Source organism: Chryseobacterium lactis, assembly GCF_003815875.1.
GTDB classification, from domain to species: Bacteria; Bacteroidota; Bacteroidia; order Flavobacteriales; family Weeksellaceae; genus Chryseobacterium; species Chryseobacterium lactis.
In genome coordinates this window covers 1,068,921-1,091,706 of record NZ_CP033924.1, presented here as the reverse complement: position 1 = coordinate 1,091,706, position 22,786 = coordinate 1,068,921, and the positions used below count along the sequence as shown (strand labels likewise).

Below are 22,786 nucleotides of genomic sequence, written 5' to 3'. Positions count from 1 at the left end.
AGATGATGAATAAAGATAAACAAATAAGCAGTGTTGCCATAAAGCAGATGTCTTTGCTGGCCATTATTTTGGTGTTGGCGGGGTTGGTTTGTTTTAATCTTTCATTGTTTATTCCTTCCGTATTGGGAGCAATTACCATTTATGTAGTCTGTAGAAAATACAATTTTTACCTGCAGGAAGAAAAAAAATGGAAACCCTCTCTGGCTGCTTTTCTATTAATGTTTGCCAGTCTTATTATTTTGATCCTTCCGATTTATTTTATCGCCGATCTGTTGATTGATAAATTAGGAAATGCTCAGGCTTATATGACTAAGTTCAATGTGTTTTTAGATAAAATACACTCTTATATTTATTCAAAAATAGGGTTTGATATTCTGAGCCAGGAAAATATGAGCAAACTGAAGAATGCTGTGGGGAAGGTTTCTACTTCAGCACTCAGCGGTACATTCAATACCCTTACTGTGGTAATGTCAATGTACTTTATTCTTTATTTTATGCTGGAAAAACCTAGGCTGTTTGAAAAAATCCTTACGTCTTCTGCTCCATTAAAGAGAGCTAATGTATCTTTAATCGGAGATAAGATGAGGAAGTTGATTATGGCCAATGCGATCGGAATTCCTGTAGTTGCAATAGGACAGGGAATTGTATCATTAATCGGATATCTGATCTTCGGAGCTCCGGGACCGGTTCTGCTTTTTGCGCTTACAGCAGCCTCTTCAGTTATTCCTGTTGTAGGAACGGCAATCGTATATGTTCCGGTATGTATTTTTATGATTGCTGAAGGAAATACCGGCCAGGGTTTAGGTTTGGCCGCTTACTGTGTGGTTGTAGTAGGTCTTACAGATAATCTGCTCCGCTTTACCCTTTTAAAAAAGCTGGAAAATATCCATCCTCTGAATACCGTTTTCGGAATTATCATGGGAATGAATTTGTTTGGCTTTATGGGACTTATTTTCGGACCTATTCTGATTTCATTGACTATTCTTCTGATACAGGTATATAGAAATGAATTTTCTGATGAAAATGCACCTCCTGATCTGGAGCTGCCGGAACGGAATGATTTGAATGAAAAATTAATTTAATTAGATAAAAAAGTGGAAGGACTCAATCCGGAAATATTAAAAGAAATTTGTTTAGTGAAAATGCCCTTTGGAAAGTACGAAGGTACCATTCTCGCTGATCTCCCCATAAGTTACCTGGAATGGTTTAATCGAAGCGGAATGCCCAAAGGAAAACTGGGAATGCAGCTTTCAACCGTTTACGAAATAAAATTAAATGGATTGACCGATCTTTTGATTCCAATCAAGGCTTCGGTAAGGAATGAAAGGTTAAAAAAAGGGGTATAACAATAGTTTCGGCGGCATCGAAGATGCCGCCGAAACTATTTATAATCTATAATTATGCTCTTAAAGCGGCAATTTCATCTCTCAATTTGGCTGCTTTGATAAAGTCAAGATTCTTGGCTGCGGCTTCCATTTCTTTTTGCTTCTGTTCAATCATCTTTTCGATATCTTCACTTGCATAGCTGGCTTTAGTTTCAGCTACCTTTTGCATAATTTCCTTTTGAGTATATTTTTCATCTGGGAAATCTTTGCTTCTGCCCACAAGATTTTCGGAAATCTTTTTATTTAATGCCTGAGGTTTTACTCCTTTTTCATCATTGTACTGAATTTGCTTGGCGCGACGATATTCTGTTTCATCTAATGTGGCCTGCATTGATTTGGTAATCTTATCAGCATACATAATGGCTTTTCCGTTAATGTTTCTTGCTGCACGGCCGACTGTCTGGATCATTGATCTTCTGCTTCTCAACATCCCCTCTTTATCCGCATCTAAAATTGCTACCAGTGAAACTTCCGGTAAATCCAATCCTTCTCTTAAGAGGTTTACCCCAATCAGAACATCAAATAGCCCCAAACGTAGATCCTGCATAATCTGAATACGTTCCAGGGTTTCAACATCGGAGTGAATATATCTCGTTCTGATTCCGAATTTGGTGAAGTATTTCGTTAATTCCTCCGCCATTTTTTTTGTTAAAGTGGTGACAAGAACCCTTTCGTCTGCATCCGATCTCTTTCGAATTTCTTCCATTAAATCATCAATTTGATTTAAAGAAGGTCTTACTTCGATAATTGGATCAAGCAATCCCGTAGGTCGGATAATTTGTTCAATATAGGCGCCTCCGGTTTTCTCCAACTCATAGTCGGCAGGAGTTGCAGAAACATAAATAACCTGATTCTGAATCGCTTCAAATTCTTCAAACTTTAAAGGTCTGTTATCCATTGCTGCCGGCAGTCTGAACCCGTATTCCACTAATGCTTCTTTTCTGCTTCGGTCGCCTCCATACATAGCATGAACCTGTGGAACCGTTACGTGGCTTTCGTCAATAACCATTAAAAAGTCTTTAGGGAAATAATCAAGCAGGCAGAAAGGTCTTGTTCCTGGCAACCTGCCGTCCAGATACCTGGAATAGTTCTCAATTCCGGAGCAGTAGCCCAATTCTTTAATCATTTCAAGATCAAGTTCCGTTCTTTCCTGAAGTCTTTTTGCTTCCAGAGGTTTTCCGATAGAGCTGAAAAAATCTACCTGTTTTACCATGTCATCCTGAATATCCTTGATCGCTCCGTTTAAAGTCTCTTTTGACGTCACGAAAAGGTTCGCAGGGTAGATCTGTATTTGATCAAAATTATCCTCCACATTCCCTGTTACAGGATCGAAACTTTGGATCTTTTCTATTTCATCTCCGAAAAACTGGATTCTGATTGCATTATCAGCATAGGCAGGGAAAACATCAATCACATCTCCTTTTACCCGGAATGTACCTCTTTGGAATTCGTTTAATGTTCTGGCATATAAGGCATTAACCAAAGAATGAAGAAGGGCTGTTCTCGTTACTTTTTCACCAATAGCTATGGAAATTAGAGATTTATGAAACTCTGTAGGATTTCCGATACCGTAAATACATGAAACTGAAGCTACAATCAAAACATCTCTTCTCCCTGAAAGAAGGCTGGCTGTTGCAGAAAGACGTAATTTTTCAACTTCTTCATTGATGCTCAGGTCTTTTTCAATATAGGTTCCTGTGGTCGCGATATAAGCTTCCGGTTGGTAATAATCATAGTAACTGACAAAATATTCAACCGCATTTTCAGGGAAGAATTCTTTAAACTCCATGAAAAGCTGGGCTGCCAGGGTTTTATTGTGTGCTAAAACTAAAGTCGGTCGCTGAACATTTTGAACAACATTAGCAACGGTAAAGGTTTTTCCGGAACCCGTTACCCCAAGAAGGGTCTGGTATTTTTCTCCGATCTCAATGCCTTCCGTTAATTTTTCGATGGCTTGAGGCTGGTCTCCGGTGGGTTTATATTCTGATTGAAGATTAAAATTCATAGAAAGGAATGTATACAACAAAAATACGAAAGAAATTATTAGACTTGATAATGTTTTGACATTGAATCTTTTGATAATAAATTTTCAACCGTATTTATGACTATTGTATTCCCTTTTTTAAAATAACCTGAAAGGTAAAAAGTAAAAAAGCGCTCGTTGAGCGCTTTTTTCTAATTGGGTTCAAAGGACATCGTTGCAGGTATTTTTAATACCGAGGCTACTGCTTTTCCATCCTGTGTTCCAGGTTTCCAGGTAATCTCATTGCTGATGTCTGTGATTGTTTTTAAGAGTTCCCGGTTAAGGGGCTCATTGTCTCCGGAAACTTTGATGTCCGTTGTTTTTCCTGTGGCATCAATATGAACATAAGCTACAGATTTTATAACCCCTTTTTGTAGAGTAAGATTAGCTGTATTCATATTTTTGCCGATTTTTTCTCTCAAAGCTCTTGGTCCGCCGGGAAATTCCGGTTGTGTAATGTTTTCGTTAGCATTTGAGTTTACAGAAGTGTTTGTGTTTTTACCTTCGTTGTTTTCTGTTTTTGCCTTTGGAGCGATTGTATCTGGAATGGTTATTAGTTTTTCAGTTTTTAATTCGGACAATGTTTCTTTTTTTTCATTAAATACTTTTTCATGATTAGCTTCAGCTACAGAATTTGTATTGGCTATTTCCGGAATTGCTCCAGGTACTTCTGAAACATTCTCGTTTCTGAGTTTGGTTAAGGTATTTTCTTCTCCAGTTTGTACTACTTCGGTAGCATACATCTTTTCAGAAAATAAAGCCGCTGCGGTAATGAGAACTGTTATGCCTGCTGTTTTTCGCAACAGTCCGAATTTGGTTTTTTTAGCGTTCATCATGGTAAATCGTTTTTTAGTGTTATTAAAATTAAATGAATGGGTGAGCGATAGATTCTGATTATTAATAATTTCCTCAAGAATCAGCTTCTGGTACTCTTTTACATTGAATTTGCCTTGTAGAACGACTTCATCTGCCAAAAACTCATGATTGACGATCATGGCTCTTTTGTATAAAAAGATAACAGGATTGAACCAGGTGAAAATTTTGAAAAAATCTATTAAAACTAAGTCTATGCTATGTTTTTGATCAAGATGGCCCTTTTCATGCAGGAATATTCTCGGATCGATTGTATTATCTTTTACATAATTCCTTCCCATATAAATGGTATTCCAAAAGCTGAATGGGGAAAGATTTTCTGTGGTAAGTACGACTTTCCGATCTTGATACAAACGCTTTTCACCTTTTATCTTTTTAATTTTTAAAATGGCTGCAATACTTTTAACCAATAAAAATAAAGTAATCATTATGTAAATAAGTCCTATTATATTCAACCAATTGAGGTTTGATTGTCCTGTTTGGATGGCTGCAATCTGCTGTGTTGTTTCTTCAATGATCAATCGTGGCTTTGAAACTGTTTCCCGGGAAGGGAGTGTAATCGTAATAAAAGGAATTATATAGGAAAGGATCAATGAACTCAACAAATAGAACCGATTAAACCTATACATTTTTTCCTTTTCCAGAAACAGGTAGTATACCGCAATGAAAATGGAAGAACACAGAATTATTTTTAGAATAATGGGTATCATTTTATTCCTTTATCTGATCATCAATAATATCTCTAAGTTCTTTCAATTGTTTCTGGCTAAGTTTTGCGTTCGATGTAAAAAATGACGCAAATTGCGTAACAGAACTATTAAAAAAACGGTCAATCATGGAAGTCATTTCTTCCTTGAAATATTCCCCTTTCTCCACTTTTGGATAGTATTCACGGGAATTTCCATATAATTTATAACCTACCAGATCCTTGTTCTGCATCCTTTTAAGGAGCGTTGCAATTGTGGTTGCAGCAGGTTTGGGTTCGGGATAAGCTTCCAGAATGTCCTTCATGAAGATGTTTTTTTTCTCCCAAAGGATGTCCATAAGAACTTTCTCCGAATCAGTTAGTTTAATCTCTTTCATTCTACAATGTTGTAATTTGTTCTACAAATGTAGAATAAAAAATTAAATAACCAAATTTTATGGCATTATTTTTCCATTCATTTTTCTGTCACCAATCGTAATATTATGAAAATCAATCAATTTTATGTTCCGCTTCTAAGTGTTTTTCTTCTTTTATCTTCATGTAAAGAGAATCATGCCAACGCACAGCAAACCGGAAATGATGGAAGTGTAGAAACAGATAATCCCAATTCTAACTACAAACCAGCCTTTAAAGGACAAACAAGAATTAAAGCTGTAAAAACTGCCACACCCTATACTGTTGAAATTATCAACAAAGATCTCGGAAGGCCATGGGGAATCATCAATCTACCGGATGGAAGATTTCTTATTACAGATAAAAATGGTTTTATGAATGTTGTTTCAAAAGATGGAAAACAAGTTTCAAAAGTAGATGGCTTTCCAAAAGTTGATTCTAAAGGGCAGGGTGGAATGCTGGATGTCGCACTGGATCCCGATTTTCAAACCAACAATATAATTTACTTTAGTTTTTCAGAACCTTTTGGAAAAGGGAATTTAACCTCTGTTGCTAAAGGAAAACTATCTGCCGATCTTAAGAATATCTCCGGGATTAAAGTGATTTTCCGTGCAGAACCTTCTTATGACGGTGACAAGCATTATGGAAGCAGGCTGGCTTTTGATAAAGAAGGATATTTATTTGTAAGCACAGGAGAAAGATCGGATAAAGTAACCAGGGTGTATGCTCAGAAAACAGATAATTATTTAGGAAAAATTATAAAAATTACCAAAGACGGAATGCCTGCTCCAGGTAATCCATTCATAGGAAAACAGGGATATAAACCTGAAATCTATGCTTATGGGGTTAGGAATCCACAAGGATTGGCAATCGATCCAAACGGAAATCTTTGGGATGTAGAAATGGGTCCCAGAGGTGGTGATGAGATCAATTTAATTCAACCCGGAAAAAATTATGGTTGGGGAGATGTTACCTATGGAATTGAATATTCAGGAGATAAAGTAGGACAGGGCATCACCCAGAGACAGGGAACAGAGCAGCCGGTTTACTATTGGGATCCCGTGATTTCTCCCAGTGGAATTACTTTCTACACCGGAAGTATTGATGAATGGAAAGGAAATCTGATCATCGGATGTTTAAGCGGAGAACATATTGACAGAATTGTCATGAAAGATAATAAAGTGGTAGGAGAAGAACGCCTTCTTGCAGATCAGAAAGAACGCTTCCGGGATGTATTAAACGGAATAGACGGTAATCTATATGCTGTTACAGATAGCGGAAAACTCTATAGAATATCCAGGAAATAAAAACCGCCCGGTTGAAAATTCTCAACCGGGCGGTTTTGTAAGGAAGCTGGAAGTTACTATTTGCCAACTCCTCCTTCCTAAAACTTAAAATTAAGTCTTGCAAAAACCTGTCTTCCGGCAAATCCCATTTGCACAGGATCAAAAATACCTCCTCCCTCTGTATTTCCCGTAGTTACGTGAGCACTTTGCAGTGTAGGATATCTGTTAAACACATTTTTACTTCCCAAAGTCAGATTTAGGTTCCTGGAAAATTCATATCCAAAAGATAGATCGGTCGTTACTTTAGGATTGTATACCTGTTCTAAATCATCATACCCGATCAAGGTTACCTTATCAAACCTCACCATTTGCAGGTTAACATTGAATTTGTTGATTTTGTAGTTGAGGTTTAAATTAACCTTTGTTTTCGGAGCAGAAGCCAAAATAAAAGCTCTTTCTCTTGCACTTAAATAAATGTTTTCTTTCCCCTCAAGCTGCTTTGAAGTATTAACTTTTGTAATCTCCATATCGTTATAGTTCCCGGCTAGAGTGGCAGTCAGTTTTCCGGATCCAAGACTTTCAGTATAGCTTAATATAAGGTCAATTCCCTTTGTTCGTGTGTTGATTGCATTAGAGAAAAACTGTGCCTGATCGATATACGGATAATCGGCCTGAACATCTAAAGGAAGGTCATCTCTTGAAAAATTTCCTGTAAGAACGATTCTGTTCTTTACATTGATATAATACCCATCAATTGTTGCTGTAAATTTAGCTGTATTAAAAGTAAAACCAGCACTTCCATTTACAGATGTTTCCTGTTTGAGTTGAGAAATACCGACTCTGCTTGCCAAATCACTGTCATTGGATGCCAATTGAATGGTTACCAGTTTTCCTCCCTGAAAATTAGTAAACTGCTGACTATAATATTTCTGTGCTAATGAGGGAGCTCTGAAGCCTGTAGAAACTGAGCCACGAAAAGCAAACTGTGGTGTAATGGCGTATCTGGTTGCAAATTTTCCGTTCAAAGTGCTTCCAAAGTCATTATAATTTTCAAATCTTCCTGCGACACTGATCATCCAGTTTTTAGTAATATCAAGTTCCGTATCTACATAAGCGGCAAAATTATTCCTGTTTTTGCCAATATCGGTAGAATAGCCTGGAAATCCCTGCGATCCACCCGGTCTTACAGCGCCGCTTAAAGGGTTTGTTACCAGTTGACTTTCTGGAGTGCTGCTTGTTACAATGTTTCCATTGATATCGTACATGGAATAAGAAGCTTCTTCTCCTTTAATGATGTTAAACTTTTCATATCTGAATTCAGATCCGAAAGCAATATTAAGTCCTTGCAATACGCTGAACTGCCTTACGGCGTTAAAACCTGTCGTATTCTGTAATAAAGAATGTCCTCCCGCATTGAAGCTTGTGGGCGATTTTACCCCTAGAGTGGCATTGATCGTATTATTAATATTATAAGTAAATCTGTTGTTTCCGAATGCATTATAAAAATCTACCTCCCAATTAGCTACTTTAAATTTTAAGCCGTTGTCAAAGGTAAAATCTGAAATATTAGTATTTTCAATAGGATTGAATCCTGCCGGATATATTTCAGGAATGTTTCCGTCTGCATCAACAGTCCTCGTCCATGCATAAGCTTTCGTATTTCTATGAGAAAAGCCCTGACGGGAATAGAATTTCAAACCGTCTGACAATGGAAGCTCAATATTACCAAAAAAATAGACATTTTGTGCTTTTGCATCTCCAAAACGCTGTCTTGGTGCAGGCTGTGGATTGTTATAAATATCCGGATTTGCATTTCTTATGGCGTAGTCTTTATTAATAAACTCTACAGTAAAGTTTCCGAAACCTCCTTTAGTTCCGATCTTTGTTCCCAGATTTCCACTGAAATCAAACGTCATACCGTCGACTTTGTGATCGGATACAACGTCATTATTTCCGGGGCTTTTAAAAAGATTCATCCCATAAAATGCATTGCCTTCAAAACCTTTGTCACGATCATTAAGAATTACGTTGATAACCCCAGCTATGGCATCAGATCCATATTGTGCGGAAGCTCCGTCGCGAAGAACTTCCACTCTTTTGATCGCTCCGATAGGAATGGTATTCATGTCATACCCTGTATTTCCTCTTCCCTTTGTTCCGAAAAGATTAATTAATGAAGATTGGTGATATCGTTTTCCATTTAAAAGAAGTAAGGTCTGATCCGGTCCCAAACCTCTTAACGTAGCCGGATCTACTGCATCAGCACCATCTGACCCTGACTGTTTATTGGAATTAAAAGAAGGAGCAGAAAACTGTAATAATTGGTTAACTTCCACTTGTCCTGTGGCCTGACTTACCTGCTTGATGTCGATAATATCAATAGGAACAGGGGTGTTGACAACTGTTCTTTTTTTATTCCGGCTTCCGGTAATGGCTACTTCGTCTATTTTTGATTCTTTGGCTAGTGTATCTTTTATTTGCTGGGCATACGACAGAGAAGAGATACCAATTAAAATAATGCTGATGTATTTTATTTTCATATTGATAGATTTGGATGGTGATTTGTTCAAAAATATCAATATTTATTTAAAGATCGGTATTGAATTTTATTATTTGTTATGAAAATCTTAATATTTTGTTGTTTATCTCGGTTGCTAGTAAAAAATACCGTTGTTTCTTTAAAATGATGAAAATTTTTAATATTAAAAGCTTGATATAATTCTGGTAAGCCCTTCTTCCAGAATTTCATGCGACGTAGAGAAGCATATCCTGATGTGTCCTTCTGCTCCTTTTCCGAACCATCTTTCTGAGCCGGGAACCACCGCAACTTTTCCCTGCTGAAGAACATGTTGGGCAAATTCATCACTAGACATTCCGTTTTCAATTTTCGGAAACAAAACAAATGTAGCCTCAGGAAGGTTAGGGGTAAGAATTTCCGATTTTTCCAGCATTCTAAAGGTAAAATCTCTGTTTTGCTGAAGGTGAGATAAAAATTCCTTATACCATGGCATTGCCTTTTCCAGAGCAACACTGCCGGCAATCTGTGATAGTGTAGAAACTCCTTCTATGGTAGAGTTGAAATTTGATTTTTCAGTAAAGTCATTCAGTACTTCCTCATCATTACACAAAACAGCACCGATTCTTAACCCGGCAATTCCAAATGATTTTGAAAAACCATAAACCGTAAAACTCTTATTCTTTGCTTCTTTAGAAACAGATGAATAGGTATGAAAGTCTTTTTGGTCATAAATAATATCGCTCCAGATTTCATCACTCATAACCCAAAGATTATGAGCAGAAGCAATTTGAGAGATTTTTATTAAAGTTTCTTTAGAATATACCTTCCCGAGCGGATTGTGGGGATTGCAAATGCTGATCAATTTTGTTTTCGGACCAATTAATGAAACCATTTTTTCAAAATCAATCTCCCCGGTTATCGTATTTACCGGGCACAGCATTACTTTTCCGCCGGCCGTTTCTACAGATTTTTTAAACAGAAAATCTACCGGATCAAGAATGATAGCTTCATCTCCAGGATTCAGTACGTAGGAGGCAATCAAAAACATACCTTGTGCGGCACTGTTAACAGCAAGTATATTTTCAGGAGAAAAAGATCCGTGTTTTTCTTTGTTAAAATATTCTGCGACACTCTTCTTAAACTCCGGGAGTCCTGAAAAAGGGCCGTAACTCAGATAACCGTCTTTGATATACTCGATAATTCCCTGCTCTATTTCAGGAGCGGTTCTGAAATCCGGATCAGCTGCCGTTAAAGGAATGATTCCATCTTCAAGAGTGGCCCATCTTCCGTTGTAGGCTTTTCTCTTTAATGCTTCAAAATTGATATCGTTATTGCTAAACATTTTTTATTTGTATGATATGGGTAAAATATTTTCTGTCTGTTGGTTAAGCGGAAGCAAAAACTGGTTCAGCAAAACCCTGCCATTATTGATGTGGGTCTCTATTTCGGGCTTCCTTTCTGTCTCATACTTTCTGAAAGCGTCTTCTATATTGTCTTCTTTAACTAAGTACTTCGTTAACGTAAAAGAATCTTTCAAAGCTGAAGTAACTCCCTGGCTTGTAAAAGGAATTAAAGGATGAGCCGCATCTCCAATGAATACAATATTATCTTGATAGAACGGGTTGAGTTCCTCTAATTCGTAAACACACCATAAATGTACGTTTTCATAGCTGGAATTTTGAATAATTGACGAGACTAAAGGGTTCCAGGCGGTAAAGATCTCGATCATGTATTCTCTTAAGTGAGTAACCGGAAGTTCATTGATCCGGTATTTTTCATTATCAAACTGAGCATACCAAAGTATAGTATCGGCGGAAAGCTTCAATATTCCAAAAGTAAGGCCTCCGTCTTCATGATGAAACTTCATAAAGTCATTTTCAATACGGTCTGCAATGCTTTTGTTTTTAATAATATTGACGACTTCATTTTCCCTGACCGTCCTCATTTTTTCTTCCTTGAAAATTTCTCTTCTGATTCTGCTTTTGGAACCATCGGAAATAATAGCAATATCAGCATCAATATCAGATCCGTCAGAATGCCTTAGTTTTTTCTTATCCGAATTTGAGAATAACACAGTTTCTCCGTAGGTTATTTTTTCAGAAGGAATTTGTTGAGCTAAAAGATTGACTAATGATTGTCTTGAAATGGCGAAAACGTTGTTGAGGTCCTTTTCTGCCAGGACTTTTCCTGTATGAGTATATTGGGTGTATTTTTTTAAAAAACTTCCATGTTCAAAAAGAAGTGAAGGATCAATAATCTGAGATAGGTATTCAATTCCCTCTTGAGGAATGAGGAATCCGTGACCAGCTAAATCTTCCTTTTGTCTTCTTTCATAGATATGGTAGTTTATATTTTGTTTTTCTAAGTAATTCGCCATACTTAAGCCGGAAATACCAGCTCCCACGACAGCAATCTTGTTCATTTTCGGAATAAAGGATTTTCAGGTTAGTGTTTAAATACTTTTTGAATCTGTTTCTTTAGATCGATACAAAAATAAATTAAAAACACTCACTATTTAAAAAAAATAAATTAAATTAATTTAGAATTTTTAAAAATTAAATGAAGTGCATAGGATGTAATATTGATGAAAAAAATAGATGAATCTCAATGGCCTACAAATTTTTTGTGGTATCTGTATTTTACCCGAAACAGAAATAAAAAAACCGGAAAAAATTCCGGTTTTATGTTTATGCTTTTTCAAGCTGAACGGTAAAATGTCTTAATATTTCCGGCTCCCAGGTAATTTTATATCCTTTGGCTATCTCTTCACGTCTTTCATACACGTTTTTAATCGCAGCAGCAATATAATCCATGTGATTATTGGTATAAGTTCTTCTTGGAATTGCCAAACGCACCAACTCCAGCTTAGGATAGCGGTTTTCTCTCGTTTCAGGATCTCTGTCGGCTAATAAAGTTCCGATTTCTACGGTTCTGATCCCTGCTTCTTTATAGATTTCAAGCCCTAAGGTTTGTGCCGGATATTCTGCACGCGAAACATTAGGAAGGAAATTTAATGAATCAATGAATACGGCATGTCCCCCGATAGGTTTCTGAACCGGGATTCCGTATTCAATCAATTTATTTCCAAGGTATTCAACCTGAGAGATTCTGCTTTCAAGATAGGCGAATTCCGTAGCTTCATTAAGACCTACAGCCAATGCTGCCATATCTCTTCCGGCCATTCCTCCATAAGTAATGAACCCTTCATAGATGATCGTGAAGTTGGATGCTTTTCTGAAAATTTCTTCATTATTCAAAGCAATGAAACCGCCGATATTGACTAATCCGTCTTTTTTGGAACTCATGGTCATTCCGTCACCGTATGAAAATATTTCTTTGCATATTTCTTTGATGCTTCTATTTTCCTGGCCGTTTTCTCTTTTTTTGATGAAATAGGCATTTTCTGCAAATCTCGCAGAATCAAAAAATACGGGAATTCCATATTGATCGGAAAGTGCTTTTACAGCTTTCATATTCTCAAGGGAAACTGGTTGTCCTCCTGAAGAGTTACAGGTGATGGTAATCAGGCAGAAAGGGATGTTTTCTTTAGGATGACTTTTATAAACCTCTTCCAGTTTTTCAAGATTAATATTTCCTTTGAAAGGATGAAGATCATTAATGTCAAATGCTTCGTCAATCGTACAGTCGATGGCATGAGCCTTTCTGATTTCGATATGTCCTTTTGTGGTATCAAAGTGTGAGTTACCCGGAACGACATCGCCTTCTTTCACCAACACTGAGAAAAGAACGTTTTCTGCAGCTCTTCCTTGGTGAGTGGGTAATAAATAGGTAAAGCCGGTAATTTTTTCAACCGTATTTTGAAGCTCTTCAAAAGAACGTGAGCCTGCATAACTTTCGTCTCCGGTCATTAACGCGCCCCATTGTCTGTCGGACATTGCCCCGGTTCCTGAGTCGGTTAAAAGATCGATAAAAACTTGTGAAGATTTTAAGTTGAAGAGATTATAATTCGCTTGCTTAAGCCATTGTTCTCTTTCTTCTCTGGTAGATTGGCGGATTTCTTCCACCATTTTAATGCGGAAAGGTTCCGCGTACGGTAAATTCATGTGTTAAAGTATGTTTTTAATTGTTTGTAAAGAAAATCGGTTTGAAAATAATTTCAAATTCATCAAAGTACATTTAAGGAAGAATGGGAATTATTCCGGAGCCTTAAATATATTTTCATCAGAATGGAATCCGGCTACACCACCGCTTACTGCAAACTTCATAGCCGAAGCAGCTGTCATTCCCACTACAGGTTTGATGTTTTTTTCTTCAGTAACAATTACCCATCCCGAAATTGCATAGGAATGAGGAAGATATACCGCAACGTAATTATGCTTGTCAACGTCCGACATTTCTTTTTGGGTTAAAAAACCGATTCTCCAGATTTCCGGATTTTCATTGGTTTTTACCCATACAGGATCGTTGAATTTTTTCTTGTCGCCCACAAATGAAGACATCACGTCTTTTGTGGGAGTGTAAATGTGCTTTACTCCGGGAGTTTTTTCAAGCAAACTATCCATCGTGTCGAAAAAGAATCTTCCCACCACGAATTTGTTTCCTAAATACCCCAGAATCGCCGTAAATAATATAATTGAAATGAAAACAAGCCCGGGAATCTGGTGAGCTAATGAAGGGATCAAGTTGTCGATCGCACTTACAACATACCAAATTACAAAAATAGTAAGCCCGATAGGGCCAATAATAAGCAATCCCTGAAAAAAGTTTTTCAGAAATAAATTGGCAATATATTCAAAGCTTGATTTCTTCAATGTATCGTCTTTACTGTTTGTATTTTAACCGTGAATGGTTTCTTTGTTTCCGTAGGATTTAATAATGTTAGCTTCGTATTCAAGCCATTCTTCCCAACGCTGGTTTACTTTTTCAGGATCTTCTCCAAGCTGTCTTGCGAAACTGATAAAAGTAGTATAATGGTTGGCTTCAGAAATCATCAATTCTCTATAGAACACTTTAAGCTCTTCATCTTTGATGTTTTCGGTAAGCACTTTAAATCTTTCACAGCTTCGGGCTTCGATCATCGCGGCAAAAAGCATTTTGTCGACAATCAGTTCTTCTCTGCTTCCCTGAATGATAAATTTTGCCAATTGGTTCACATAATCATCTTTTCGTGCTCTTCCGAAAGTATAACCCCGTTTCTTAATAATCTCATGCACCTGATTAAAATGATCCAGTTCTTCCTGTGCGATGGCAAGAAGTTCTGTAACGATTTCGGGATATTCCGGAAGCATTGTGATCAGTGTAATGGCATTGGTGGCAGCTTTCTGTTCACACCAGGCATGATCCGTTAAAATTTCTCCGATGTTTCCTTCTGCAATATTTGCCCACCTTGGATCGGTAGGAAGTTTCAACTTAAACATGTTGTAAAATTTTTGTAAATTTAAACAAATTGGGGAAAGAAATGTGACTTTATTTCAATTTGATCGCTAAAGTATTAAGATGCGGTCTTTCTTCTTAGGAATTCCAAAATCCTCCATCCTAAAGTGTCAACCTTTTTCAGCCCTGTAGAAATAACGAAAGCCAGCATAATATTAATGATATAAATGATGATCATTAAAGCCCACCAGCTCATGTTTTCTTTTAGTGGAACCACTAAAAAATAAACCAGCGAGGAACTGATTCCCTGTGCAAAATAAAAGAAAATAGCATTCTTTCCAATGTAGGTGACAAAATTTTCTTTAGTGATTTTTAACCTATTGTAAAGGACAAATAACGTAACCAGAGAAAACTGAGCCCAGATAATATAGGGGATTTTTGGAGGAAATTTATTTTTATTGATTTTATAGAAAATATCATTGCCATAATACCAGAACATCCAGATTAAAGCGCCAGCAACTGCTGCATACAAAACAGGAATGATGGAGTGGGGTATTTTCTTACCCCGCATTTTGTTTCCTACCAGAAATATGGCGAGGTAAAATGCTACATAACCCACCTGGCCTGCAGGATAATATTCCGGGAAAATATTAAAAAGTAAAGTCAGGCCAATACAAAGCCCGATAAACCAATTGATATGTTTTGGGAAAAATTTTAAAATCAGTACTCCGAACAAAGTAAGAATAAAGTAAACCTTCAGATACCAAAAACTTCCCATGACCACCGGAAAAGTATCTGCATTGGTATATTGATGCAGGTACCAATTACCAAGATTCTGCCATTGAGGAACCGTTGAAATACTGGTGGTTGAATATTTTGACCCAAAAGTTGAATAAAAGTTCTGAAGCCATTCCATAGAAAAGAAAGTGAGCCCAAATATCTTGAAGAAATAATCTAAAAAGAATAAAAAGGTCACGAAAATCATGTAAGTGATCTGCAATTTTAATAACCTGTAAAAAGTTTTTTCAATGTTAGATCCTGAAGTAATACCACTTAAAGCATAAAAAAGAGCAACATCAAAGACCAATGAAAATACTCGCACCTCTGCAGGGATATAAAACTGCCCTGACCAGAAGGCGGTGTGAATGAAGATGATAGAGAGTGTTGGCAGTCCTTTGGCGAAATCAATATAAAGGTCTCTGTTCATGATGCTGGGATATGGTTCAAAAGTAAATAAACTTCCGCTATTTTTCAAAACAAAAAAGGGCAAGACCAAAGTCCGCCCCTTTCTTGAATATGCTAAAAATGAATGTGTATTTTTATTTAAGATTTTTAAATTCTTCAGCAGAGATTTCTCCGGATTGAATTTTTTTCAATTCGTCAACGTATTGATCTAAATAAGCCTTAATTTCCGGTCTTATTGTATTGTCAACCATTTTAAGTGAGCCATCCAAAACACCATTGTAATAGGCAAAGAAGGTAGTGTCAAAATCCTTCGCTGTTACATCGTATTGTCCTATAAGGAATCCTAAACGAACAGCTGATCTTCTTTGGGCAGGTGTTCCATGGTGCCCTGGATTTGTAGTTTGATAATCTCCGATGCTTTGCGCAAATTCATACGCAGCAGCAATCTGAGAGAAATCTGTTTTGTTGTAACCATTAGGTCTTCTTAAATAATATCCAGCGAAACCGTCTGCTTCCAAGTCAATAGATCTTCCGGTGTTTTCCTTCACTGTAGGTAGGTTGTAAGCATATTGTAGTTGATGCCCATATTCATGAGCAAGAATCATGGCGTTTACAATATCTCCACCTTTTGCTTTTGCGTCATTATAGATGGCGTACCCATAATATATTCTATATCCGGTTTTATATGATGCCGCATTATAAGTCGAGCCGGGGCTTACCGGATCATTTACAAAGAGTAATGTCGGTGTACTTTTTCCCCACATTTTGGCAATATTTACCATTTGGGAATTCATAAAGTTAGTGTCAGTTGTGGTTGGAAGAGTATTTATTAAAACTGCTGACCATGACCAATTAGAATCTACATATGAACAGCTTTTTTCGGATGGGTTCGGTTGTTCTGGTTTTGCGTTGGCTGTCTGGACTTGATCAGGAGTTGTTTCTTCCATTTTGTCATCTCTACATGCTGTTAATGAGAATACAGCGATAATGCCTGCTAGAAAGCAGGGATTTAAGATTTTTTTCATATTGTTTTTTTTAGTACATCGAATTTATAAAAAAATCACACACTGTTGAATTTTTTATAAACAAAAACTATTTATTGCATAGTAAATGATTAGCAGTCAGTTGTTAATGTCAATATAATTCAATAAAAAAGAGGCAAGACCAAAGTCCGCCCCTTTCTTAAATATGCTAAAAATGAATGTGTATTCTTTATTTAAGATTTTTAAATTCTTCTGCAGAGATTTCTCCGGATTGAATTTTTCTTAACTCATCAATATATTTGCTCATGTAAGCATCAATTTCCGGGTTAACTTTATTCTGAGCCATTTTATAAGTCCCATTTAATACCCCCTGATAATAATAGAAGAAATTATAATCAAAATTAGAGGCATTAAGATCGTACTGTCCAAGCAGGAAGCCTAAACGAACAGCTGATCTTCTTTGTGCAGGTGTTCCGTGGTGCCCTGGACTTGTAGTTTGATAATCTCCGATACTTTGTGCAAATTCATACGCTGCAGCAATTTCAGAGAAATCAGTTTTATTGTAACCATTAGGTCTTCTTAAATAATACCCTGCGAAACCGTCGGCTTCCAATTCGTTTGGTCTTGCTGTATTCTCATTTACGGATGGAAGGCCGAAGATGTATTGCAACTGGTGTCCATATTCATGAGCAAGAATCATGGCGTTTACAATATCTCCTCCTTTTGCTTTTGCATCATAATAGATGGCATACCCGTAATAAATCTTTCCAGTGGAGTAGGAAATTGCATTATACGTTGAGTTAGGACTGGAAGGATCATTTACAAATCGTAAAGTAGGATTGCTTCTTCCCCACATACTTGCAATTTTAGTCATTTGAGCATTCATAAAATTGGTATCGGCAGAATTTTGAAGCCCTGTCATCAAAACAGAAGAGGAACTCCAGTTGTTATCTACATAATAACAGACTTTTTCAAGGTCTCCCGGTTGATCAATTTTTGCACTAAGGCTTTCTTGTTGAGGCTGAACGGATTCGTTCATTTGGTCATCACTACATGCTGTAAGTGTAGAAACAGTGATGGCGCCTGCTAAAAAGCAGAGATTAAAGTTTTTTTTCATGTCGTAAATTCAATTTGGTCAAACGAAGGTAATAAATTATCTCTTAAGTGTGAATACATTATTGCAAAAAATTATTCAAAGCATAGTGAATAGAAAATATTCTAAAAAAACATTGCTTTGATTGTAAGCTATTTATAAAATAATTCATATATTTGCACCTCGAAATAACTAAAAATTTTATAAACAATGTTTGCAATTGTAGAAATAGCAGGGCTTCAATACAAAGTTGAGCAAGACCAGAAGTTGTTTGTAAACCGTTTAAAAGGAGATAAAGGAGGAAAAGTTTCTTTCGATAAAGTTCTTCTAACTGTAAACGGAGCAATCACTGTAGGCGCCCCAGCTGTAGGCGGAATCACTGTAGAAGCAGAGATCCTTGACCACGTAAAAGCTGATAAAGTAATCGTTTTCAAAAAGAAAAGAAGAAAAGGTTACCAAGTGAAAAACGGTCACAGACAATCTTTAACTCAAATCGTAATCACTGGTATTACTGGTTTTGAAGGTGGAGCTAAAAAAGCTGCTGCTAAAAAAGAAACTGTGAAAGGTGAAGTTCTTTCAGATAACGCAACTGTTAACTTTAGTGAAGATCACGAGTTGAACTATCACTTGAAGAAAAACAACTTGTCTCAGTCTAAAGAGAACAGAGAAACTTTAATTGTTTTAGGTAAAGCAGTTAAAGTTGAATTAGAAAAGAATATTCTTACTCATGAAGAAGTAGATGCTGCTATCATTAAGAATATCGATCAATTTAAAGCACTTAATAAATAATCCAATAATAAAATGGCACACAAGAAAGGAGTCGGTAGTTCCAAGAACGGTAGAGAGTCTCACTCTAAAAGATTAGGTGTGAAGATTTTCGGAGGACAAGCAGCTATTGCCGGAAATATTATTGTTAGACAAAGAGGTACTCAGCACCACCCAGGTGATAACGTGGGAATCGGTAAAGATCACACTTTGTTTGCATTAGTAGATGGTAAAGTAGTTTTCAGAAAGAAAGCAAATAACAGATCTTTTGTATCTGTAGAGCCAAACGCATAATTATAAGCGTTTTATAAAAATTAAAGCCTCAACATTTGTTGAGGCTTTTTTGTTGTGTGAAAAGTGAAAAATATCCATAGATATTCTATTAAGTGTGAAATATTTATATATTTGTGAAATACCAAATAATAAATCAGTTGCGGAAGCCGAAAAGCATATAGAGTAGGCAACAAATTAAAACTAATACCTATGAAAAATTTGAAAAAACTGACCAAAAAGAGTCTGAAAACAATTAATGGAGGAGCAGAGAACTGTCCACCAATAACCAGCTCTTGCATGGTATGGTGTAGATGGTCCCCATGGCAAAAAACACATTGCCTTACTAATACTTATGAAGACCCATGTGCTTGCTAATCTTATAATGAATTAATATGAAAAATTTAAAAAGATTAACTAAGAAAAGTCTCAAAAGTATTAACGGAGGAGCGGGAATCTGTCCTTCTATGTCAGATACATGTGATCAGTGGTGTGGATGGACTCCGTGGCAAAAATCGCATTGTCTATTGAATGAGGCCTGTATGCCCTGCTAAAAATATCAGACACTAATCAAGGCCGAAAAAGTATTTAATAGGCCATAAATTAAAACTAAATAAACATGAAAAATCTTAAAAAATTAAACAAAAAGAGCCTGAAAACCATCACCGGAGCAGCAGGAATATGCCCTCCTCCGGCATACTATTGTAAGGAATGGTGTACCTGGACCGGGGTGCAAAGATTGCATTGTTCGACTGAATTAATTGATGAGCCTTGTGATTGTTTTTCAATCTAAAGTATAAAATAGTGCATATGAAAAATCTAAGAAAACTAACCAAGAAGAATTTGAGGCAAATTAATGGTGGTGATGTACTGTGCCCGGCAAGACCAATCAGATCGTGTGATCTATGGTGTGGATTAACTCGCGAGCAGAAAATGCGTTGTTTGCTTGATGTAGATGAGCCTTGTGCATGTTAATGAGGCTTTTAAAATAAAGTTGGGCGGCTTCGAAGAAGCCGCCCAACTGTTTTATATTGTTCTATTCTTTTAAAATCCTAGCTGAAATCCTGCTTTAATCCCAAATTTCGAGATATCCGGTCTGTCGAGATAATTACCTCTCCAGTTAAAGTCTACTCTGAAAATTCTAAGATTACCGATTCCGATATTTTCAATACCAAAGCCATACTCATAATAGATATGTTCACTTGGTGCAGAGTATTTGAAGCCTTCTACATTAATTGCTTTAGAAGCATCACTTAAAGTACCGTAAGCTCCTCTGATAAAGGCTACTTCTCTAAGCTTCAGTTTTTTGATTAAAGGAATATAAGAAAGTATTTTTCCATTAAAATGATGCTCCAGATGAAGAGTGGTATAAGCATCCGCAACAAATTCATAGTAGTTAAGCTGAGAGAAAGTGTTGGGAGCTAACCCATAGGAAAGGTTAGCCGGAATAATATTCTGTAATGCTAAAGGAACGGTATTGAAGTTTTTTCCTGCTTCAAAATTAACAATCATTTTTCCCATGCTTCCAATCAAAAACGGCTTGTACAACATAAATTGCAGCTTGTTATAATTGAAATCAGCATTGAAAAGACCTTCTATACCTCTGGTGTATCTCAATACAATCGTTGGGGCAAGATTTCTCGCCTGATATCGGTCTATTCCTGTTTGAGAAAATTTAGCACCTGGTTTTGCAATCAAACTTATGGTAACATGAGAATCATTGACTGTTTGTCTCAGATTACCATCCTGATAATACATCAGGTTAAACTTTTCAGGAATAGCGGATTTAATACTCTGCATTACTCCATCAACCCTTATCTGAAAATTTTTCCACGGCTCAATAGCTGCAAAGAAATTGGTTTGGTTTACGGAGCTCAAAGAAGTATTTTCTCCCCTAGCAAAAAAGGTACTGGAAGATAAAGATCTGGAAGCCACTCCATCTCCTGAAGTAAGCTGTCCGCCGAGCTGAATAATATCCCTGCTGGTTCCTCCACCAATCATAAAACGATTCAATCTGTTAAACATATATCGTGCTTCCACACCATATTTTACCTGATGATCTTTAAATCCGTAAGCGGTATAAAACTGAACTCTCCATGGGTCATTTAATCCAAAATAGGATCTGGCTCCTAATCTGATTCTGTCTCCTTCCACTTCATTTCTTCCGTATATGGAAAAGATAGGACCGATATCAACCCCTTTAAAGGCGTTGTAGTAGCGTGAACCAAGAGTCTCAACCAGTTTTACCATACGGTTGAATTTTGGAGTCTGTTGGAGCTGATCCAGCATTTTATAAACTCCCTGTTCAGCTTTGGATAATGTATCAGGTCTGGCTTTTGTCCAATAAGCGTCGTCTTTATCTGTAAACTTATCTTCGTATTCCTCTTCAGTTCGTTTAAATACTTTTGGATCAAGAGGTTTGTTGAATTCATAATCGGAATAGTCCACCGATCTTTTGGCTATAATACTTTTAGAGCCTTTCTTTTTTGAAAAAGGGCTCATCTCAAATTCTGTTACGAGCTTTTTAGGAAGAAATGTGGTCTCATCCGGATTGTCATATTCCAGTTGAGTGTAAACACTGTTGACGAAATTGACATTGATTTTCTGAGTCGACTTTAAAGTAGCTCCTAAAACCGCGTAAGTGTCTGTATCGATATAAAGGTTCCCTTGAAATGCAAGGATATCCTTCCTTTTAGGCTGATATCTTATCTGGAAGGCTTTCTCTCCACGAATGGAAATAGTGTCCATTAGACTGTAATCATAGGTACTGAACCCATCTGTCCCTACCGGACTCTGAAATCCGATATCGAAATAGTTCAATGTATTATCGTAAATGTTGATGTCGCGATAAAGATTTTTGGCAGAAACGGTGATGACCTGATTATCCTGAAAACCCGAAGTCTTTTGGGCAACAAGTGTTCTTTTGCTATCCTTATCCGGTCTGTTTTTTCCGTAATTTTCATATACAGCTTCATTGAGGAAGATCGGAAGTCCTAATCTTCCACTGGCCGTAGAATCAGCATAGCTGAATATAAAATCCAGCTTATTGAAGATCTTTTTCTTCATGAATGCGCTGTCGAGATTGTTGAGATCAAATTGAGTTTTTTCATATTCTTTGTAGGAATACGTATCAAACTTCTCTAATCCGTTATTTCTTTTGTGCGCCCATACTTTTTGCATGATAGCATAAGCGGGGTTTTCTTTTTTGCTTTTGTATTTTGATTTTCCGCTTGTGATTACAATTTCCTGAATGTCGCTTACTTTAGCCTGTGAAAGCTTTACAAAAATATTTTCAGCATTTTCCGGAGTAATTTCTAACGTTTCCGGAGCATAGCTTTTTCTGGAAAATTTTAATTTATTGATTATGCTGTCCGACTGAATATTGAAACTGCCTGATGTTGTAGTGATAAAAGGCTTTGCATTATCGTTGATAAAAATATCAACTTTACTGAGTTCTTTATTGTTTTTAGCATCAACAATTCTACCGCTAGCTTTGTTCTGTGCGGACATAAAACCGGTAAAGGCCAGGAAAAAAAATAAAAAATAGTGTTTTTGAGAATTATTATTTAACATCATTCGTTTCTTCAAGCAATTAGCACAAACAAAAAGTATGCAGTTTTATTTTAAAAACATACAAAAAATGAAATATTTTTTAATGTTCCTTATAAAGCAGCAAATGTAACGAAAATAATACTACGTTTTGCTAAAATGAATAAGATTTTTTTCGGCTTAAAGAGTGAATAATCAGTGAATTAATCATACAAGAAAAAGGCACATACAGTTATGAAGTGTAGTCTCATTTTTTGAACCTTTTAAATAAAAAAAAGACCTACATTTCTGTAAGTCTTTTTGGCTCCTCCTGCTGGGCTCGAACCAGCGACCCTCTGATTAACAGTCAGATGCTCTAACCAACTGAGCTAAGGAGGAATGTTCCTTTGTTTAAGGTGGTGCAAATATAATAGGAATATTAAT

The 22,786-nt window shown here is 36.6% G+C and carries 22 protein-coding genes and 1 tRNA gene; 9 read left to right on the top strand and 14 right to left on the bottom strand.

Features of this window, described 5'->3' with window-relative positions:
* Window positions 1-2: 2 nt before the first annotated feature.
* Together EG342_RS04710 and EG342_RS04705 are read left to right on the top strand one after the other, a co-directional pair.
* Complete coding sequence (locus tag EG342_RS04710; RefSeq protein WP_103288615.1) at window positions 3-1,082, top strand: AI-2E family transporter; 1,080 nt, start codon at window positions 3-5, stop codon at window positions 1,080-1,082.
* 12 nt (window positions 1,083-1,094) lie between these two features.
* A complete protein-coding gene (locus tag EG342_RS04705; protein ID WP_103288614.1) occupies window positions 1,095-1,346 on the top strand; it encodes a DUF3820 family protein in 252 nt (83 codons plus the stop codon).
* Between the two features lie 52 nt (window positions 1,347-1,398).
* Here the strand turns inward: EG342_RS04705 and uvrB are convergent, their stop codons facing one another.
* From uvrB to EG342_RS04690, 3 genes are all read right to left on the bottom strand, one after another.
* Entirely contained in the window at window positions 1,399-3,390 is a 1,992-nt protein-coding gene (gene uvrB, locus EG342_RS04700; protein WP_103288613.1) for an excinuclease ABC subunit UvrB, read from the bottom strand.
* A 170-nt stretch (window positions 3,391-3,560) separates the two neighbouring features.
* On the bottom strand, window positions 3,561-4,991 hold the full coding sequence (locus EG342_RS04695; RefSeq protein WP_103288612.1) for a M56 family metallopeptidase: 1,431 nt from the start codon (window positions 4,989-4,991) through the stop codon (window positions 3,561-3,563).
* Window position 4,992: 1 nt separating this feature from the next.
* Complete coding sequence (locus EG342_RS04690; protein ID WP_103288611.1) at window positions 4,993-5,364, bottom strand: BlaI/MecI/CopY family transcriptional regulator; 372 nt, start codon at window positions 5,362-5,364, stop codon at window positions 4,993-4,995.
* A 105-nt stretch (window positions 5,365-5,469) separates the two neighbouring features.
* Here EG342_RS04690 and EG342_RS04685 point away from each other — a divergent pair, with 105 nt between their 5' ends.
* Window positions 5,470-6,687: a PQQ-dependent sugar dehydrogenase gene (locus EG342_RS04685; RefSeq protein WP_103288610.1), complete on the top strand. Its 1,218-nt coding sequence runs from the start codon at window positions 5,470-5,472 to the stop codon at window positions 6,685-6,687.
* A 77-nt stretch (window positions 6,688-6,764) separates the two neighbouring features.
* Here the strand turns inward: EG342_RS04685 and EG342_RS04680 are convergent, their stop codons facing one another.
* The 9 genes from EG342_RS04680 to EG342_RS04640 form a co-directional block, all read right to left on the bottom strand.
* Window positions 6,765-9,206 (bottom strand): TonB-dependent receptor plug domain-containing protein, encoded by a 2,442-nt coding sequence (locus EG342_RS04680; protein ID WP_103288609.1) that lies wholly within the window; start codon window positions 9,204-9,206, stop codon window positions 6,765-6,767.
* Window positions 9,207-9,368: 162 nt separating this feature from the next.
* Complete coding sequence (locus EG342_RS04675; protein WP_103288608.1) at window positions 9,369-10,526, bottom strand: pyridoxal phosphate-dependent aminotransferase; 1,158 nt, start codon at window positions 10,524-10,526, stop codon at window positions 9,369-9,371.
* Between the two features lie 3 nt (window positions 10,527-10,529).
* Window positions 10,530-11,606 carry an FAD-dependent monooxygenase gene (locus EG342_RS04670; RefSeq protein ID WP_103288607.1) on the bottom strand — a complete coding sequence of 359 codons (1,077 nt, stop codon included), beginning with the start codon at window positions 11,604-11,606 and terminating at the stop codon, window positions 10,530-10,532.
* Window positions 11,607-11,871: 265 nt separating this feature from the next.
* Complete coding sequence (locus EG342_RS04665; protein ID WP_103288606.1) at window positions 11,872-13,248, bottom strand: tryptophanase; 1,377 nt, start codon at window positions 13,246-13,248, stop codon at window positions 11,872-11,874.
* A gap of 90 nt (window positions 13,249-13,338) precedes the next feature.
* Window positions 13,339-13,956 (bottom strand): DUF502 domain-containing protein, encoded by a 618-nt coding sequence (locus EG342_RS04660; protein WP_103288605.1) that lies wholly within the window; start codon window positions 13,954-13,956, stop codon window positions 13,339-13,341.
* Between the two features lie 24 nt (window positions 13,957-13,980).
* Window positions 13,981-14,562 (bottom strand): MiaE family protein, encoded by a 582-nt coding sequence (locus EG342_RS04655; protein ID WP_103288604.1) that lies wholly within the window; start codon window positions 14,560-14,562, stop codon window positions 13,981-13,983.
* Between the two features lie 74 nt (window positions 14,563-14,636).
* Window positions 14,637-15,725 carry an acyltransferase family protein gene (locus tag EG342_RS04650; RefSeq protein WP_103288603.1) on the bottom strand — a complete coding sequence of 363 codons (1,089 nt, stop codon included), beginning with the start codon at window positions 15,723-15,725 and terminating at the stop codon, window positions 14,637-14,639.
* Window positions 15,726-15,837: 112 nt separating this feature from the next.
* Entirely contained in the window at window positions 15,838-16,728 is an 891-nt protein-coding gene (locus tag EG342_RS04645; RefSeq protein WP_103288602.1) for a neutral zinc metallopeptidase, read from the bottom strand.
* Between the two features lie 187 nt (window positions 16,729-16,915).
* Complete coding sequence (locus EG342_RS04640; RefSeq protein ID WP_103288601.1) at window positions 16,916-17,803, bottom strand: neutral zinc metallopeptidase; 888 nt, start codon at window positions 17,801-17,803, stop codon at window positions 16,916-16,918.
* A gap of 186 nt (window positions 17,804-17,989) precedes the next feature.
* Here EG342_RS04640 and rplU point away from each other — a divergent pair, with 186 nt between their 5' ends.
* The 6 genes from rplU to EG342_RS25760 all read left to right on the top strand — a co-directional run bounded on the left by rplU (window position 17,990) and on the right by EG342_RS25760 (window position 19,789).
* Entirely contained in the window at window positions 17,990-18,568 is a 579-nt protein-coding gene (gene rplU, locus EG342_RS04635; protein ID WP_103288600.1) for a 50S ribosomal protein L21, read from the top strand.
* Window positions 18,569-18,580: 12 nt separating this feature from the next.
* Window positions 18,581-18,838 carry a 50S ribosomal protein L27 gene (gene rpmA / locus EG342_RS04630; RefSeq protein WP_027372929.1) on the top strand — a complete coding sequence of 86 codons (258 nt, stop codon included), beginning with the start codon at window positions 18,581-18,583 and terminating at the stop codon, window positions 18,836-18,838.
* Window positions 18,839-19,027: 189 nt separating this feature from the next.
* Window positions 19,028-19,192, top strand: a complete 165-nt coding sequence (locus EG342_RS25775) for a bacteriocin-like protein (RefSeq protein WP_407919939.1) — start codon at window positions 19,028-19,030, stop codon at window positions 19,190-19,192.
* 17 nt (window positions 19,193-19,209) lie between these two features.
* Window positions 19,210-19,368 (top strand): bacteriocin-like protein, encoded by a 159-nt coding sequence (locus tag EG342_RS25770; RefSeq protein WP_407919938.1) that lies wholly within the window; start codon window positions 19,210-19,212, stop codon window positions 19,366-19,368.
* A gap of 65 nt (window positions 19,369-19,433) precedes the next feature.
* Window positions 19,434-19,607, top strand: coding sequence for a bacteriocin-like protein (locus EG342_RS25765; protein ID WP_407919937.1), 174 nt, complete (start codon window positions 19,434-19,436; stop codon window positions 19,605-19,607).
* A gap of 17 nt (window positions 19,608-19,624) precedes the next feature.
* Window positions 19,625-19,789, top strand: a complete 165-nt coding sequence (locus EG342_RS25760; protein WP_407919936.1) for a bacteriocin-like protein — start codon at window positions 19,625-19,627, stop codon at window positions 19,787-19,789.
* Between the two features lie 69 nt (window positions 19,790-19,858).
* Here EG342_RS25760 and EG342_RS04625 read toward each other — a convergent pair whose 3' ends face one another.
* Both EG342_RS04625 and EG342_RS04620 read right to left on the bottom strand, forming a co-directional pair.
* Entirely contained in the window at window positions 19,859-22,324 is a 2,466-nt protein-coding gene (locus EG342_RS04625) for a DUF5686 family protein (RefSeq protein ID WP_246008736.1), read from the bottom strand.
* Window positions 22,325-22,664: 340 nt separating this feature from the next.
* Window positions 22,665-22,741: transfer RNA gene (locus tag EG342_RS04620), tRNA-Asn, on the bottom strand.
* Between the last annotated feature and the right edge of the window lie 45 nt (window positions 22,742-22,786).